The sequence below is a fragment of the Pseudoxanthomonas sp. G3 genome, from assembly GCF_057654715.1.
In genome coordinates this window covers 887866-903689 of sequence record NZ_CM172805.1, presented here as the reverse complement: position 1 = coordinate 903689, position 15824 = coordinate 887866, and the positions used below count along the sequence as shown (strand labels likewise).

14 protein-coding genes are annotated in these 15824 nt (G+C 67.8%); 8 read left to right on the top strand and 6 right to left on the bottom strand.

Features of this window, described 5'->3' with window-relative positions:
- Positions 1-30 precede the first annotated feature (30 nt).
- On the top strand, positions 31-918 hold the full coding sequence (locus AC23D6_RS04085; protein ID WP_487751551.1) for an outer membrane protein assembly factor BamD: 888 nt from the start codon (positions 31-33) through the stop codon (positions 916-918).
- A 68-nt stretch (positions 919-986) separates the two neighbouring features.
- Here the strand turns inward: AC23D6_RS04085 and AC23D6_RS04080 are convergent, their stop codons facing one another.
- The 3 genes from AC23D6_RS04080 to AC23D6_RS04070 form a co-directional block, all read right to left on the bottom strand.
- The gene (locus AC23D6_RS04080; RefSeq protein ID WP_487751550.1) at positions 987-2624 is read right to left on the bottom strand and encodes an NAD+ synthase; all 1638 of its coding nucleotides are present in this window, start codon (positions 2622-2624) and stop codon (positions 987-989) included.
- Between the two features lie 132 nt (positions 2625-2756).
- Complete coding sequence (locus tag AC23D6_RS04075; protein ID WP_487751549.1) at positions 2757-4547, bottom strand: phosphoenolpyruvate carboxykinase (GTP); 1791 nt, start codon at positions 4545-4547, stop codon at positions 2757-2759.
- A 336-nt stretch (positions 4548-4883) separates the two neighbouring features.
- Complete coding sequence (locus AC23D6_RS04070) at positions 4884-5627, bottom strand: helix-turn-helix domain-containing protein (protein WP_487751548.1); 744 nt, start codon at positions 5625-5627, stop codon at positions 4884-4886.
- Between the two features lie 107 nt (positions 5628-5734).
- Between AC23D6_RS04070 and AC23D6_RS04065 the strand changes: the two genes are divergently transcribed.
- The 3 genes from AC23D6_RS04065 to AC23D6_RS04055 are packed head-to-tail and all read left to right on the top strand — an operon-like array spanning position 5735 to position 7370.
- A complete protein-coding gene (locus AC23D6_RS04065) occupies positions 5735-6181 on the top strand; it encodes a hypothetical protein (RefSeq protein WP_487751547.1) in 447 nt (148 codons plus the stop codon).
- Positions 6182-6188: 7 nt separating this feature from the next.
- A complete protein-coding gene (locus AC23D6_RS04060; RefSeq protein WP_487751546.1) occupies positions 6189-7004 on the top strand; it encodes a DUF2145 domain-containing protein in 816 nt (271 codons plus the stop codon).
- A gap of 9 nt (positions 7005-7013) precedes the next feature.
- Positions 7014-7370, top strand: a complete 357-nt coding sequence (locus AC23D6_RS04055) for a hypothetical protein (RefSeq protein WP_487751545.1) — start codon at positions 7014-7016, stop codon at positions 7368-7370.
- Between the two features lie 13 nt (positions 7371-7383).
- On the opposite strand, the gene AC23D6_RS04050 is transcribed toward AC23D6_RS04055, so the two are convergent.
- Entirely contained in the window at positions 7384-7983 is a 600-nt protein-coding gene (locus AC23D6_RS04050) for a TetR/AcrR family transcriptional regulator (protein ID WP_487751544.1), read from the bottom strand.
- A gap of 145 nt (positions 7984-8128) precedes the next feature.
- Here AC23D6_RS04050 and AC23D6_RS04045 point away from each other — a divergent pair, with 145 nt between their 5' ends.
- From AC23D6_RS04045 to AC23D6_RS04035, 3 genes are all read left to right on the top strand, one after another.
- Positions 8129-9088, top strand: coding sequence for an alpha/beta fold hydrolase (locus tag AC23D6_RS04045; RefSeq protein ID WP_487751543.1), 960 nt, complete (start codon positions 8129-8131; stop codon positions 9086-9088).
- The gene (locus tag AC23D6_RS04040; protein WP_487751542.1) at positions 9085-11562 is read left to right on the top strand and encodes an acyl-CoA dehydrogenase; all 2478 of its coding nucleotides are present in this window, start codon (positions 9085-9087) and stop codon (positions 11560-11562) included. Before AC23D6_RS04045 ends, AC23D6_RS04040 begins: the two co-directional genes overlap by 4 nt.
- A gap of 63 nt (positions 11563-11625) precedes the next feature.
- A complete protein-coding gene (locus tag AC23D6_RS04035) occupies positions 11626-12108 on the top strand; it encodes a hotdog fold domain-containing protein (protein WP_487751541.1) in 483 nt (160 codons plus the stop codon).
- Between the two features lie 128 nt (positions 12109-12236).
- On the opposite strand, the gene AC23D6_RS04030 is transcribed toward AC23D6_RS04035, so the two are convergent.
- Both AC23D6_RS04030 and AC23D6_RS04025 read right to left on the bottom strand, forming a co-directional pair.
- Entirely contained in the window at positions 12237-12587 is a 351-nt protein-coding gene (locus tag AC23D6_RS04030) for a DUF1304 domain-containing protein (protein WP_487751540.1), read from the bottom strand.
- Between the two features lie 68 nt (positions 12588-12655).
- Positions 12656-14023 (bottom strand): NTP/NDP exchange transporter, encoded by a 1368-nt coding sequence (locus AC23D6_RS04025; RefSeq protein WP_487751539.1) that lies wholly within the window; start codon positions 14021-14023, stop codon positions 12656-12658.
- Positions 14024-14237: 214 nt separating this feature from the next.
- Here AC23D6_RS04025 and AC23D6_RS04020 point away from each other — a divergent pair, with 214 nt between their 5' ends.
- Positions 14238-15818, top strand: coding sequence for a GMC family oxidoreductase (locus AC23D6_RS04020; protein ID WP_487751538.1), 1581 nt, complete (start codon positions 14238-14240; stop codon positions 15816-15818).
- Positions 15819-15824 lie beyond the last annotated feature (6 nt).

Below are 15824 nucleotides of genomic sequence, written 5' to 3'. Positions count from 1 at the left end.
TGTTTCCCTGCCGCGGCCTGCCGCCAGCCCATGACCCAGCGTGCCCTTCCCCGCTCCGCCCGCCTCTCTGCGTCCGCCCGCCTCGCCCTGCTGGCGGTGGTGATTGCCTTCACCGGGACCGGCTGCGGCAAGATCTTCAAGAAGAAGGAAGCGCCCGAGAACCAGCCGGTCGAGGTCATGTACCAGGAGGCTCACCAGGCCATGCAGGTGAACAACTGGGACCGCGGCGTGACCCGCTTCCGCCAGTTGATCGCGCAGTACCCGTATGGCCCGTACACCGAGCAGGCGCTGATGGAAACGGCCTACGCCGAGTACAAGGCCGGCAAGCTCGACGACGCCGTCACCACCATCGACCGCTTCATCCGCACCTACCCGACCCACCGCAACATCCCCTACATGTACTACCTGCGCGGGTTGGCCAACTCCAACCGCGACACGGTGTTCCTGCAGAAGGTCTGGCGCCTGGACGCCAGCCGCCGCGACCTGGCCACGCCCATGCAGGGCTACAGCGACTTCAACAGCGTCGCCGAGCGCTACCCGAACAGCCGCTACGCGGCCGATGCGCGCAACCGCATGGTGGAACTGCGCAACCAGTTCGCCCTGCATGAGCTGGACACGGCGATCTACTACCTGCGCCGCGACGCGTGGGTCTCCGCCGCCAGCCGCGCCAAGTACCTGCTGGAAACCTACCCGCAGAGCGCTTACCAGAATGACGCCGTCGCCGTGCTGGCCGAGGCCTACACCCACCTGGGCAACGAGACGCTGGCCGCCGACGCCCGTCGCGTGCTGGAACTGAACGACCCGCAACACCCGTGGCTGACGGGCGATTTCCCGAAGTATCCCTGGATGATCCGTCGCCTGAACCCGTTCGCCGGCGAGAAGTCCAGCAACACCGTGGACCAGCGCAACAAGGACTGACCGCCTCGCGGCCGGTCACGAAAAAGGGCCGCAAGGCCCTTTTTCTTTGCGCGCGGACGCAATGCGCGCTACAGCGTGTAGCGGTTGGTGATCGGGTAGCGGCGCTCGCGGCCGAACGCGCGGCGCGAGACCTTCGGTCCCGGCGCGGCCTGGTGGCGCTTCCACTCGTTGATGCGCACCAGCCGCAGCATGCGGTCGACGGTGGCGGCATCGAAACCGGCGGCGACGATCTCGTCGCGCGACTGCTCCAGGTCCACGTAGCGGAACAGGATCGCGTCCAGAACGTCATACGGCGGCAGCGAATCCTGGTCCTTCTGGTTCTCGCGCAGTTCGGCCGACGGCGGGCGATCGATGACCGCCGGCGGAATCACCGGCGCACCGCCCACGGTGTTGCGCCAGCGTGCCAGCGCGAACACTTCGGTCTTGTACAGGTCCTTGATCGGCGCATAGCCGCCGCACATGTCGCCGTAGATGGTGGCGTAGCCCACCGCGTATTCGCTCTTGTTGCCGGTGGTCAGCAGCAGGCCGCCGAACTTGTTGCTCAGCGCCATCAGGATCACGCCGCGGCTGCGTGACTGCAGGTTCTCTTCCGTCGTGTCGGCCGGACGGTCGCCGAAGACCGGGCCCAGCGCGTCCAGGAAGCCCTTGAACGGTGCTTCGATCGAGATCGCTTCCAGCTTCACGCCCAGGGCGGCGCACTGCTCGGCGGCCAGGTCGTTGGACAGGCCTGCCGTGTAACGCGACGGCAGGCGCACGGCGGTGACGTTCTCCGCGCCCAGCGCGTCCACCGCCAACGCCAGCACCATCGCCGAATCGATGCCGCCGGACAGGCCCAGCCACACCTTCGAAAAACCGTTCTTGCCGCAGTAGTCGCGGATGCCGCGCACGATGGCGCGCCACGCCAGCGCATCGCGGCTCTCGTCGCCGTCGTCCATCCAGACCACCGGGCGGAACTTCCGCGTGGCCACGTCGAAGTCCACCACCAGCCACTGGTCGGTGAACGCCGCGGCCGCCGGATGCACGGTGGCATCGCCATCGGCGACCACCGAGGCACCGTCGAACACCACCGCGTCCTGCCCGCCCACCACGTTGAGGTAGGCCAGCGCCATGCCGGTCTCGCGCGTGCGCTCGGCGATCAGCGCATCGCGCTGGGCGTGCTTGTCACGGTCGAACGGTGAGGCGTTCGGCACCAGCGTCAGCACGGCGCCGGCTGCCGCGGTATCGGCGAGCGGCTCGGGGAACCACAGGTCTTCGCAGATCACCAGGCCCAGCGTCGCGCCCTTCACTTCAAACGTGCAGGCGCCCCCATCCGGATTCACGTCGAAGTAGCGGCGCTCGTCGAACACCGCGTAGTTGGGCAGCTCGCGCTTGCGGTAGGTCGCCTCGACGGCGCCATCGCGCAGCACGCTGGCCGCGTTGTAGACCACGCTGCCCGCACTCTGCGGCCACCCGACCACGGCAACGATGCCATGCGTGGTGGCGGCGATCTCGGTCAGCGCGGTTTCGCAATCGGCGAGGAAGCGCGGGCGCAGCAGCAGGTCTTCCGGCGGATAGCCGCTGACCGCCAACTCGGGGAACAGCACCACGTCGGCCCCGTATTCGTCGCGTGCTTCGGCGATCATGCGGCGGATGCTTTCGCTGTTCTGCGCCACTGCGCCGACCGGGAAATCGAACTGCGCCATCGCGATGCGGAGGGTCTGGGTCATGTCGGCCTGGGCTGGGAGCGAACCGGGGCATTATCCCAGACCGCGTGCACGCGGCGCGTGGACAAAAAAAGCCCCGCGGCGTCCGGGACGCGCGCGGGGCAGCGCAGGAAAGCGAATGCGCGAGGCGGGGAATCAGGGCGCCAGGCGGGCCGCGATGCGTTGCTGTTCGTCCTTCAGCGCCTGCGGGGTACGAGCACCGAATTCCTCGAGGTACTCGCCGATGCTGGCGAATTCGGCCTGCCAGCCGGCGCGTTCGAAGCCGAACAGCCGCTCGTGGGCTTCATCGCTCAGCGCCACGCCGTCGAGGTTCAGGTCCTCGGCACGCGGCAGGTAGCCGATCGGGGTTTCGACTGCGTCGGCGGTGCCTTCAACGCGCTGGATCATCCACTCCAGCACGCGCAGGTTCTCGCCGAAGCCGGGCCACAGGAATTTACCGTCGCCGCCCTTGCGGAACCAGTTCACGTGGAAGATCTTCGGCAGCTTCGCGCCAGCCTGGTCGAACGACAGCCAGTGCGCGAAGTAGTCGGCGAAGTTGTAGCCGCAGAACGGCTTCATCGCCATCGGGTCGCGGCGCATCACGCCGACCGCGCCGGTCGCGGCCGCGGTGGTTTCCGACCCCATCGCCGCGCCGACCAGCACGCCATGCGTCCAGTCGCGCGCTTCGAACACCAGCGGCACCAGCGAGGCGCGACGGCCGCCGAAGACGATGGCGCTGATCGGCACGCCCTGCGGGTCTTCGGCCTTGGCCGAGTAGCTCGGGCACTGACGCGCGGACACGGTGAAGCGCGAGTTGGGGTGCGCGGCCGGACCGTTGGCCGGATCGAACTTACGGCCCTGCCAGTCCAGCGCGGGCGTGCGCGTGTCCAGCCCTTCCCACCACGGTTCCTGGTCGTCGGTGACGGCAACGTTAGTGAAGATGGTGTGGTGGCTGATGGTGGCCAGCGCATTCGGATTGGAGCTGTCCGAGGTGCCCGGCGCCACGCCGAAGAAACCGGCTTCCGGATTGATCGCGTACAGGCGGCCGTCGGCGCCCGGGCGCATCCAGCAGATGTCGTCGCCGACCGTCCACACCTTCCAGCCGGCCTGGCGGTAGCCTTCCGGCGGGATCAGCATGGCCAGGTTGGTCTTGCCGCACGCCGACGGGAACGCGGCGGCGATGTAATGAGTCTCGCCCTGCGGGTTCTCGATGCCGACGATCAGCATGTGCTCGGCCAGCCAGCCTTCATGGCGCGCCTGGTGCGAGGCGATGCGCAGCGCATGGCACTTCTTGCCCAGCAGCGCGTTGCCGCCGTAACCGGAGCCGAAGCTCTTGATGGTCAGCTCGTCGGGGAAATGCATGATGAAGCGGCGGTCCGGGTCGAGTTCGCCGGTGGAATGCAGGCCCTTCACGAACGTGCCTTCGCGTTCGATGCGCGCCAGGGCCGCGGCGCCCATGCGGGTCATGATGCGCATGTTGGCGACCACGTACGGCGAATCGGTGATCTCCACGCCGCAGCGCGAGAGCGGCGAGTCGATCGGACCCATGCAGTAGGGGATCACGTACAGCGTGCGCCCGCGCATGCAGCCGGCGAACAGCGCATCCATCTTCGCGTGCGCCTCGGCCGGGGCCATCCAATGGTTGTTGGGGCCGGCGTCTTCCTGCTGAGCGGTGCAGACGAAGGTCAGGTGCTCCACGCGCGCCACGTCGTTCGGGCTGGACCGATGCAGCCAGCTGTGCGGGTGGGTTTCCGGGTTCAGCGGCAGCAGGGTGCCGTCGGCCAGCATCTGCTTGGTCAGCAGCGCGTTCTCCGCATCGCTGCCGTCGCACCAGTGGATGTGGTCGGGTTGGGTGAGCGCGGCGACCTCGGCAACCCAGGCGTTCAACGCATCCAGCGAACTGCCCGGAAATTCGTTGCGTTTGAAAACATCGACCGCTGCGTTCATGCCACACCCTCGAAAAGTGAGACCAAAATGATACCAATGTCTTGTCCTCCAGACGAGGAGAACGTCGACGGGCGGTCATCCGGGAGGGGAACAAGGATGATCCGTCTCACTAGCGCCAGAGAAAACCCGCCACACAAGGCCTAGGGCGCTGAGAACATAGCTTCGGGGGCCATCGATAGAGCACGGAGAGCGATCGATGCGGCTCCAAGGGCCGTCCAGATGGAGCTCAACGTGCCATCGACGAGGCTCAGAGGGCGATCGATGGAGCAAAAAGGGCCATCGATGGCTTTCCGAGCCCCATCGATGACATTCCGAGCCCGATCTCCGTCCCGGCGGCTACCCTTCCCGCGAGCGTCGATAGGGATTGAACAGTTGGAGCAGCCACGGCTTCTGCGCCAGCACCAAGCTGACGCCGACCCGGTCTTCCGCCGGGAGCGTGGCGTCGCGGGCGAGTAGCGCGTCGAACTCGCGCGCGACTTCCTCCAGCCGCTGACGCAGTTGCCTGACGCCGTCGATGCTCAGGCTGCCGCTGAGCAGCAGCAGCGCGTCCTGTTCGCCGTCGAAGGCGTCGGCGAAGTAGTCGGTCAGCAGCGTATGGCGGAAGTAGCGTTCCATCGGGCCATCCGCGCGCCAGCGGAAGTTGCGCGCCGTCAGCGCGCGGCCGCGGTTGCCCGGCATCAGCTCTATGATGCCCAGCCGGTCCAGCTTCACCAGCAGTCCGGTCCACTGCGCCGGCGTGAAACCGAAATGCCCCAGCACGTCCTCCTGACGCCAGCGGTTGAGGGTCAGGAACAGCGCCAGGAGCAACGTGGGCTCATCGACCAGCGCCTGTTCCTGCGCCTCGCTCAACAGCGCCATCGCCTTGCGCCCGCGCGAGGCCTCGGCACTGAGTTCGGCCAGGCCCACGTCGAGCACCTCGCAGATCTGCTCCAGTCGCTGCAGGCTCATCGCCCGGCGCGAGAACATGCGCTTCACCGCCGCCTCGCTCATGCGGATGCGGGCGGCGAGTTCGCGGTAGGTCATCGCCTGCGCGCGCAGGCAACGCTTCAAGGCATCGATCAGGTCGACCGAGACGGCCATCGGTAGCGCATTCCTATACCGGGTGTTGCGCGGGAGCTTACCTCGTCTATGCCGGTTGAACCGGCACGCCGGGCGCGGCAAGGCTGCGGTACCCCGGAGGTTCCCGCATGACCCGCCTGATCGCCCGCTCGCTGACCCTTGCCTTGGCCACCGCCCTGTCCGGCGGCCTGGCCCTTCCCGCCCAGGCCGCACCGCAATCCGACGGCGCCAGCCGGATGTCGCAGGCCAGCCTGGAGGCCTCCATCGAAGTGCCGGTGGCGGTGATCCACGCACTCGGCCATGGCGCCTCGGCCGTGGTCACCGGCGTGGCGGTGGTGGCCGGCAGCGTGGCGGTGACAGTGTCCGTCGCCGCGGCGGGCGCGGTGGCGGGCGCCTCGTTCGTGGTCTACCTGAGCGCGGAAGCGATCCGTCGCTTGGGCATCGCGGTGGGCACGGCGATCAGCGTCACCGTGATGGCCACGGGCTGGATCCTCAGCGCGGCCGGCGAAGCGCTGTGCTTCATCGCCAACGATGCCGCGCGCCCGCACATCCACAGCCATCGCTACGGCGGGTGATCGCGTGATGCGCGCGTTCGCCTCATTCCTCTTCGTCTTCGTCCTCGCGCTGCCAGGGATGGCACGCGCGGGCGATGCCTGCAAGCAGATGGAGATGCCGCCGCACAAGGTGGCCGAGGCGGCGCGCACCGCGCTGCTGGCGGCGCAACAGCTGGACGAGGTGGATGCGCCGGTCGCCCTGCTCGCCCGTGTCGGTACCGATCTCTCCAAGCAGGGCCTGGTCTACAGCCACGCGGGCTTCGCCGTGCGCGACCATGCGCACGGACGCTGGACGGTGGTGCACCTGCTCAACGAATGCGGCAGCGATCGCTCAGGCGTGTATGCGCAGGGGCTGGTGAACTTCTTCGCCGACGACCTGGTGAACCAGGACCTGCGCATCGTGTGGTTCACGCCCGAGGTCGCCGAGCGGCTCGCCACGCGCCTGCAACAGATGCCGCGCCACAGCCTGCACCACCCGCGCTACAACCTGATCGCCCGCCCGGGCAGCGAGGACTACCAGAACTCCACCGCCTGGATCGTGGAAGTGATGGCGGCCGCGTTGGCTGACCATGGCCTCTACGATCGCCGCAGCGCCTACGCCTACGCCCGCGGCGACGGCTTCGTGCCCGACACCGTGCACATCGCGTATTCCAAGCGCGTGTTGGGCGGCCTTTTCTCAGCGAACACCGACTTCACCGACCATTCCGTCGGCACCCGCCTCTCCGGCGACTATCCCGTCGTCACCGTGCGCGCGATCTTCCGCTGGCTGGAACGCAGCGGGCATGTGCGCGAGCAACGGGAATGGCGCGGTGGCATGCGGCAGCGGGCGATGGGGCCGGCGTGAGGACATCCCATGACTGACATGCTGGCGCTGTACGCGTTGTTCGCGATTCCTGCGCTGGTCGTCGGTGCGCTGCCTTGGGCCATCGTCTCCCGGCACGTGCGCTTGCAGGTCGGCGACGCACTGCAATTGCTCGCGCCCTACCTCGTCTGGGTCGGGCTGATCTTCGCCGACGGACGCGACAAGTCGCTCTCGAACCTGATCGAGCTGCCGATCCTGGGCGCGGCGACCGCCCTTGTCTTCACAGGTCGTGTCGCACTCAGCGTCATGCGGCCGCACTGCGCATCACGCGCACCCCTGCAGGCGTTGGCCTGCAGCTGCGTCGTGGCGACCGCGTTCTGGGGATTGTTCCCGGGGTTGCCTGAATAACCGCGCGCGGACGTCAGGTCGGGATCAACGTCGAGATGACGTGTTCGAGGTAGGTCTCGAATTCTTCCGAGGTCATGCGCGGCTGCTGCAGTTGCAGCGACAGCTGCAGGAAGCCCACGTAGGCCGCGTAGGTCAGGCGCGCGCGGTGCGTGGCGTCGGTGCGCTGCAGGCCCGCTTGGCGGAACATCGCCACCAGATACTCCAGGCGCCGCTGCGAGATGCGGTCGATCACGGGCTGCACGGACGGATGGTCCAGCGCTTTCAGCAGCTCGCTGTAGATGATGTGCGGCTTCACTTCGTGGCCGACCAGCTGGAACAGCGCGCGCAGGCGCTCGCGCGGATCGGCCACCTGTTCCAGGCTTCCGAAGATGCTTTCCTGCTCGACAGCTTCCCAGCGTTCCAGCGCGGCCTGCAGCAGCGCATCGCGCGACGGGAAGTGCCAATAGAAGCTGCCCTTGGTGACCCCCAGCCGGCGGGCCAGGGGCTCCACCGCGACCGACGACACCCCCTGCTCGGCGATCAGGTCGAGAGCGGCCTGCGCCCAGTCGTCGGCGCTCAGGCGCGCATTGCGGGAGGGCGACGACGGGCTGCTTTCGGGGTTGGGTGTGCTCATGGCCCGCATTTAACCATACGGCGCGGTGTGTAGCGGTATGTATGCCGCGCCGCACAACAAATAAAGACAAATCAATCGGTTGCAGGCGAAACGCCTTTCGCGAACCGATTGACTACTCTAAATGCGAGAGCCCATACTTGACCGTATGGTAAAGCGTACTTCTCCCGCCCACGACGACCCCACCGACATCTCCGTTGGTGCACCGGATCGCGTCTTCAGTGGACAGGACGATGTCGCGCTCGCCGTGCGCCGCTTCCCTTCGCCGCGCGCACTGCAGAGCCACCCCGCCCTGATCTATGCGCACGGCTTCGGCCAGACGCGTGGCGCGTGGAACCGCACCGGCCAGGCGATGGCCGCGCACGGATACGCCGGGCTCGCCTACGACGCGCGTGGGCATGGCGAATCGGACCGCAACGCGGCTGACGTGCCCTACACCGGAGAGCAGTTCGCCGACGATTTGATCGTGGTGGCCGGCGAACAACCGGAACCGCCGGTACTGGTCGGCGCCTCGATGGGCGGGCTGTTCGGGCTGATCGCCGAATCGCGCTGGCCCGGCCTGTTCCGCGCGATGGTGCTGGTGGATATCACCCCGCGCTGGGAACACGCCGGCCTGCAGCGCATCCTCGCCTTCATGACCGCGTTCCCCGACGGCTTCGATTCGCTCGAACACGCCGCCGACGCCATTGCCGCCTACCAGCCGCAACGGCGTACCCGCAAATCGCCCGACGACCTGCGCGAGCTGCTGCGCGAAGGTGCCGACGGCCGTTGGCGCTGGCACTGGGATCCGCGCCTGGTCGATGAACTGGCCCGCGACAGCGCGCAGCACCAGGACGCCATCGCCGAGGCGGCGCGCCGGGTGCAGTGCCCGGTGCTGCTGATCAGCGGCGGCCGCAGCGACCTGGTCTCCGAGAAGACCGTGGAAGAGTTCAAGACGCTGGTGCCGCATGCGCGCCACGTTCACCTGCCGCAGGCCACCCACATGGTGGCCGGCGACGACAACGACGCATTTACCGCCGTCGTGCTGGAATACCTGGCAAGCCTGTCGGCCTCGCCCGGTAATGCCGAATCCGATGTAACCGAATCCGTGTCCGGAGCAACCCCATGAGCATCGTCATCCCCTTCCTCGCCTTCCTGCTGGCGGGTGCGTTCGCCGCCTACCACCGGCTCCGGCTCGCCTATTGGGCGGCGATCACCGCCAGCCTGCTGGTCGCGTGCTGGCTGCTGGGCGCCAATCCCACCGCCACCGTCGTCGCCGCACTGGTCGTGGTGGCGATCGCGCTGCCGCTACTGATCCCGGCGATCCGCAAGCCGCTGATCACCGCACCGGCGCTGGGCTTCCTGCGCCGCGCGCTGCCGCCGCTGTCGCAGACCGAGCGCATCGCGCTGGAAACCGGCTCGGTGGGCTTCGAGGGCGACCTGTTCACCGGCGACCCGGACTGGAACAAGCTGCTCGCCTATCCGAAGCCGCAGCTCACCGCCGAAGAGCAGGCGTTCCTTGATGGTCCGGTGGAAGAGCTGTGCCGGATGACCAACGACTGGGAAATCACCCACATCCACGCCGACCTGCCGCCGGAACTGTGGGACTACATCAAGAAGAACAAGTTCTTCGGCATGATCATTCCCAAGCAGTACGGCGGCTTGGGCTTCTCGGCGCTGGCGCACCACAAGGTGATCCAGAAGATCGCCTCGGTCAGCAGCGTGGTCAGCTCCACCGTCGGCGTGCCCAACTCGCTGGGCCCGGGTGAGCTGCTCAACCATTACGGCACGCAGGAACAGAAGGACTACTACCTGCCGCGCCTGGCGATCGGCCAGGAAGTGCCCTGCTTCGGCCTGACCGGTCCGTTCGCCGGCTCCGACGCCACCTCGATCCCCGACTACGGCATCGTCTGCAAGGGCGAGTGGAACGGCGCCAACGTACTGGGCATCCGCCTGACCTTCGACAAGCGCTACATCACGCTGGCACCGGTCGCCACGATCATCGGCCTGGCGTTCCGCATGTACGACCCGGACGGCCTGATCGGCGACACCCGCGACATCGGCATCACCCTGGCGCTGCTGCCGCGCGACACGCCCGGCGTGGACGTCGGCCGCCGCCACTTCCCGCTCAACTCGCCATTCCAGAATGGCCCGATCCACGGCAAGGACGTGTTCATCCCGCTCAGCCAGCTGATCGGCGGCGTGGAGATGGCCGGCAAGGGCTGGAACATGCTCAACGAGTGCCTGGCCGTGGGCCGCTCCATCACCCTGCCCTCCACCGCGAGTGGTGGTGCCAAGGCGGGCGCGCGCGTCACCGGCGCGTACGCGCGCATCCGCAAGCAGTTCGGCCTGTCGGTCGGCCGCTTCGAGGGCGTGGAAGAGGCGCTGGCGCGCATCGGCGGCAAGGCCTACGCGATCAGCGCGCTGTCGCAGGCGACCGCCGCTGCCGTCGACCGCGGCGACGTGCCGTCGGTGCCGTCGGCCATCGCCAAGTACCACTGCACCAACATGGGCCGCGATGTTGCCAAGGACGTGATGGACATCGTCGGCGGCAAGGGCATCATCCTGGGCCCGCGCAACTTCGCCGGCCGCGCATGGCAGGCCTCGCCGATCGCCATCACGGTGGAAGGCGCGAACATCATGACGCGCAGCCTGCTGATCTTCGGCCAGGGCTCGATCCTGTGCCACCCGTACATCATCAAGGAAATGCGCGCGGCGCAGGATCCGGATACCAAGGCCGGCATCCAGCAGCTGGACGCGGTGCTGTATCCGCATATCGGCGGCGCGATCTCCAACGCGGTGCGCTCGTTCTGGTTCGGCATCACCGGCTCGAAGATCGGTGCGGCGCCGGGCGATGCGTACACGAAGAAGTTCTTCCGCAAGCTCGACCGCTACGCCGCCAACCTGGCGCTGCTGACCGACATCTCGCTGGGCGCGCTGGGCGGCAAGCTGAAGTTCAAGGAATCGCTGTCCGGCCGCCTGGGCGACGTGCTGAGCCACCTGTACATGATGAGCGCGGTGCTGAAGCGCCACCACGACGACGGCACGCCGGAAGCCGACAAGCCGCTGCTGGCGTGGGCCTTCCACAACAGCGCGTACGAGATCGAACTGGCGCTGTCGCAGGCACTGCGCAACTTCCCGATCAAGCCGCTGGGCTGGCTGCTGTGGCCGGTGGTGTTTCCGTTCGGCCGCCGCGCCGTGGCCCCGGGCGACCGCCTGAGCCACCGCGTCGCCATGCTGCTGATGGCGCCGAACGAAGCACGCGAACGCCTGGGCCAGGGCGTGTTCCTGACCCCGTGCGAGAACAACCCCGGCGGCCGCATCGACAGCTACCTGGCCGCGGCCGTCGCCGCCGAGCCGGTGGAGCGCAAGTTCCTGAAGGCGCTGAAGACCAAGGACATCGAGGCCCTGGACTACAGCGCGCAGCTGGACGAAGGCGTGCGCGAAGGCTGGATCACCGTCGAAGAACGCAAGCAGCTGGAAGAACTGCGTGCGATCACGCTGGACACGATCACCGTGGACGACTTCGACACCCACGAACTGCGCGCGGCCAGTTTCTACGACCTGCCGCAGCACAAGCGTCAGCCGCGCGAAGCGGCCTGACGCAGACCCCAGCAACGATCACGACGGCGGGCATGTCCCGCCGTCGTCGCGACAGGAGTTCCGATGAGCGCCGATGTCCTGAAGATCTACCGCAGCCTGAGCCGCAAGCCGTTCGGCCACTGGCTGTTCTCACGCCTGATCTGCTTCAAGGCGCCGTACTTCGGCAGCATCGGCCCGCGCATGACGCGGCTGGAACCGGGACGTGGCGAGGCGACGATCCGCCACCGGCGTTCGGTCACCAACCACCTGGGCACCGTGCACGCGATCGCGCTGTGCAACCTGGCCGAGTTCGTCGGCGGGCTGACCACCGACGTCAGCATCCCGCGCTCGATGCGCTGGATTCCCAAGGGCATGACGGTGGAATACCTGAAGAAGGCCGTCGGCACGATGCAGGCCGTCGCCACGCCGGCGTTCGAGCCCCGCGAATCCGAGGAAGGTTACGACCTGCCGATGGACGTGGTGGTCAGCGATGCCAAGGGTGAACCGGTGTTCCGTGCCCGCATCGGCATGTGGGTGTCGCCGAAGCCCGCGCGCGACACCCACTGAGTTCTGCGAGGCAGGTGTGGGAGCGACGTCAGTCGCGATCGCACTGCATCGGCCTGCATTGAGGCTGGCCATGCGCCTTGACGGCGCCATCGCGACTTACGTCGCTCCCACGTCGGTCCTGACGTCGCTCAGAGAAACCACACCGCCACCAGCGCCGCGATCGCCGGCAGGCCCTGCACGAAGAAGATGCGCTTGTTGACGCTCCACGCGCCGTACAGCGCGGCCACGACCACGCACAGCAGGAAGAAGATCACGACGTTCCCCTGCGCGGTGACCAGGCCCCACAGCAGGCCGGCAGCGAGGAAGCCGTTGTAGAGACCCTGGTTGGCCGCCAGCACGCGCGTGGTCTCTGCCTTCTCGGGCGTGTTGCGGAAGGTCTTCAGGCCCAGCGGCTTGGTCCACAGGAACATCTCCAGGACCAGGAAGTACGCGTGCAGCACTGCCACCAGCACCACCAGTACCGTCGCGATCGTTCCCATTCCCGCTTCCCCTGCCGTCGTATCGCGGCAGCATAGCGGCTGCGCGACCCGGCGTCTGCCGGCCCGCGTCAGGCCTTGGCGGCGGCCGGCGGCGTAGTGGCGACGGCGCGCTCGGAAGGCAGCTTCGATTCCTCGCGCAGCAACCGCCAGGCGCTGAAGGTCATGGCGCTCGCGACCAGCAGGCCGGCACCGAACACCACGTTCGACCCGAACGCGGACAGCAGTTTGTGCAGCCAGACGAAGCTGAGGTCGCCGCCGCGGTAGATCACGGTGTCGATGGCCGCGCCGGCCTTGTAGCGCCATTCGCGACCCACGCGTGTGTAGATGGTCTCGCGCGCCGGCTTGGCCAGCGAGAACTCGCTGGCGCGGGTGACCACCTGCACGATGGCGACCATCATCGGCAACGGCGACGCGGAAAGGATCGAGAACCCGAGGATGATCGCGCCGCCCGGGATCAGCAGCGCCGGCGCGATGCCGAAGCGGGACAGCAGCGTGCGGGTGAGCAGCAGTTGCACCACCAGCGTCAGCGAGTTGACCGCCAGGTCCAGCGTGGCGAAATAGTCTGCGCGGGCCTCGGCCGAGGTGAACATGGTGCGCGCGATGGCATTCTGTTCGTTGTAGAGCAGCGTGCCCACGCCGACCCCCATCACCACCATGACGGCAAGCCAGCGCAGCAGCGGCTCGCGCACGATCAGCTTCAGTCCCGCCAGCACCTCGCCCCCCATCGGGATCTCGCCGCTGGCCTGGCGCCGCTCGGCCTCGCGTGCCACGGCCCAGGTCCGCAGCCTGAAGATGCACAGCACGCAGACCGAGAACAGGAACGCCGACACCAGCATCATGTTGGGGATGCCCACGCGCACGACCAGCGCCTTGGTCAGCGCCGGGCCGAGGAACGCGCCCATCGTGCCGGCCGCGCCGATGTAGCCGTAGTACTTGCGCGCTTCGACATTGGTGAACACATCGGCCATGAAGCTCCAGAAAACGGCCACCGCGAACAGGTTGAACACCGTGATCCACAGGATGAAGGCCAGTCCGCGGCCGGCGATGCCACTGTCGAACATGGCGTAGAACATCAGCAGCGTGGCGATGAAGAAGCCGTAGATCACCGGCAGGAAGACCCGGCGCGGGAAGCGGCTCACCAGCCAGCCGTACACCGGTTGCAGCACCAGCATGATCAGGAACACGGCGCTGAAGATGAACTGCAGCGTGAACTCGCCCAGCGCGATGCCGCGGCCGGCGAAGAACGCGATCAGCGCAGGAGGAAACACCGCTTCGATGTCGCTGGACGCCGCCATCGCCTCGCGTACCGGCCGCAGCACGTAGTAGCCGCTGAGCAGGCAGAAGAAGTAGACGAAGGCCCACAGCAGCGGCGGCGACTCCGTGACCGCCGCGCGGAATCGGCCGAACCGGGAGATCGCTGGGGAAGACGGGTCCATGGGGCGCGGCCTGCGATCGCATCATCGGGACGCGGGCACCGCCCGCCTGTGGCGCGCAAGGTATCCGATGCACTGCAACATCGCCAGCGTTTCATGCTCGCCCGGCGACTGGAAACGCATGCAGGCCCTCTCTCCCGCCCACCGCTGCAATGGCCCGAGCATTTGCTCTATCCCCCGCCGCTAGGTTCGGCCGGACTTCGCTACAGGGCAGCATGTGTACGACTACATCATCGTGGGCGCCGGTTCCGCCGGCTGCGTCCTGGCCCACCGCCTGAGCGAAGACCCGGCCTGCCGCGTGCTGTTGCTGGAAGCCGGCCCGCGCGACTGGCACCCCTTCATCCATATGCCGGCCGGGCTTGCCAAGCTGGTCGGCCAGAAGGGCGTGAACTGGAACTACGACACCGCGCCGGAGCCGCACCTGGATAACCGCCGCCTGTGGTGGCCGCGCGGCAAGGTGCTCGGTGGCTCCAGTTCGATCAACGCGATGTGCTACATCCGCGGCGTGCCGCAGGACTACGACGACTGGGCCGCCGCCGGTGCCGAGGGCTGGGACTGGGACAGCGTGCTGCCGTACTTCCGTCGTTCGGAACGGAACAGCCGCGGCGGCGATGCCCTGCATGGCGCCGAGGGCCTGCTGTACGTCTCCGACCTGCGCTATACCAATCCGCTCTCGACGGCGTTCATCGAAGCCGGTGTGCAGGCGGGGCACGCGCGGAATGCGGACTTCAACGGGCCGGCGCAGGCGGGCTTCGGCCTCTACCAGGTCACGCAGAAGGACGGCGCGCGCTGTTCCTCCGCGGTGGCCTACCTGGACCCGGCGCGCGACCGGCAGAACCTGGACATCGTCACCGGTGCGCTGGTCCGCCGCGTGCTGCTGGAGAAGGGCCGCGCGATCGGCGTGGCGTACGCGCGCGGCGGCCACGAGGTGATCGTGCGCTGCGAGCGCGAGGTGCTGCTCAGCGGCGGCGCGATCAACTCGCCGCAGCTGCTGATGCTGTCGGGCATCGGCCCTGCAGACCATCTGGCCTCGCACGGCATCACCGCGCGCCACAGCCTGCCCGGCGTCGGCGCGAACCTGCAGGATCACCTGGACATCTGCACCCTGCAGCACAGTACACAGCGCATCACCTACGACCGCACCAGCGAACTCAAGACCGCGTTCGATTACTTCCTGCGCGGCCATCGCGGCCCGGGCAGCAGCAACATCGCCGAGGCCGGCGCCTTCGTCCGCTCGTCGCTGGCGCCGGACGAGCGCCCGGACATCCAGATGCATTTCGTCCCGGCGATGCTGGACGACCACGGCCGCAACCGTCTGCCGGGCGACGGCTACACGGCGCACGCCTGCTTCCTGCGCCCGCGCAGCCGCGGGCGCATCCGGTTGGCGAGCGCCGACCCGCGCGCGGACGCGCGCATCGAAGCGAATTACCTGAGCGACCCGGAAGGCTTCGACCTGAAGATGATGGTCGAATGCGCGAAGCTGTCGCGCGAACTGTTCGCGCAGCCGGCGTTCGACGCCTACCGCGGTGCGCCGATCCATCCGACGCGCAGCGACCTGTCCGACGCCGAGCTGGTGGCCTTCATCCGCGCCAAGGCCGAAACCGTGTACCACCCCGTCGGCACCTGCCGGATGGGCACCGACGGGAATGCGGTGGTGGATCCCTCGCTGCGCGTGCACGGGCTGGAAGGATTGCGAGTGATCGACGCCTCGGTGATGCCCACCCTGATCGGCGGCAACACCAACGCGCCGACCATCATGATCGCGGAAAAGGCGGCGGACATGATCCGCCACGCCTGACGCGCC

What these genes read in the sequence shown, in the direction of transcription:
- AC23D6_RS04080 (WP_487751550.1), bottom strand. Translation starts at nt 2,624, where the DNA reads ATGACCCAGACCCTCCGCATCGCGATGGCGCAGTTCGATTTCCCGGTC.
- AC23D6_RS04065 (WP_487751547.1), top strand. Translation starts at nt 5,735, where the DNA reads ATGACCCGCCTGATCGCCCGCTCGCTGACCCTTGCCTTGGCCACCGCC.
- AC23D6_RS04060 (WP_487751546.1), top strand. Translation starts at nt 6,189, where the DNA reads ATGCGCGCGTTCGCCTCATTCCTCTTCGTCTTCGTCCTCGCGCTGCCA.
- AC23D6_RS04035 (WP_487751541.1), top strand. Translation starts at nt 11,626, where the DNA reads ATGAGCGCCGATGTCCTGAAGATCTACCGCAGCCTGAGCCGCAAGCCG.
- AC23D6_RS04070 (WP_487751548.1), bottom strand. Translation starts at nt 5,627, where the DNA reads ATGGCCGTCTCGGTCGACCTGATCGATGCCTTGAAGCGTTGCCTGCGC.
- AC23D6_RS04030 (WP_487751540.1), bottom strand. Translation starts at nt 12,587, where the DNA reads ATGGGAACGATCGCGACGGTACTGGTGGTGCTGGTGGCAGTGCTGCAC.
- AC23D6_RS04050 (WP_487751544.1), bottom strand. Translation starts at nt 7,983, where the DNA reads ATGAGCACACCCAACCCCGAAAGCAGCCCGTCGTCGCCCTCCCGCAAT.
- AC23D6_RS04040 (WP_487751542.1), top strand. Translation starts at nt 9,085, where the DNA reads ATGAGCATCGTCATCCCCTTCCTCGCCTTCCTGCTGGCGGGTGCGTTC.
- AC23D6_RS04085 (WP_487751551.1), top strand. Translation starts at nt 31, where the DNA reads ATGACCCAGCGTGCCCTTCCCCGCTCCGCCCGCCTCTCTGCGTCCGCC.
- AC23D6_RS04045 (WP_487751543.1), top strand. Translation starts at nt 8,129, where the DNA reads ATGGTAAAGCGTACTTCTCCCGCCCACGACGACCCCACCGACATCTCC.
- AC23D6_RS04075 (WP_487751549.1), bottom strand. Translation starts at nt 4,547, where the DNA reads ATGAACGCAGCGGTCGATGTTTTCAAACGCAACGAATTTCCGGGCAGT.
- AC23D6_RS04055 (WP_487751545.1), top strand. Translation starts at nt 7,014, where the DNA reads ATGACTGACATGCTGGCGCTGTACGCGTTGTTCGCGATTCCTGCGCTG.
- AC23D6_RS04025 (WP_487751539.1), bottom strand. Translation starts at nt 14,023, where the DNA reads ATGGACCCGTCTTCCCCAGCGATCTCCCGGTTCGGCCGATTCCGCGCG.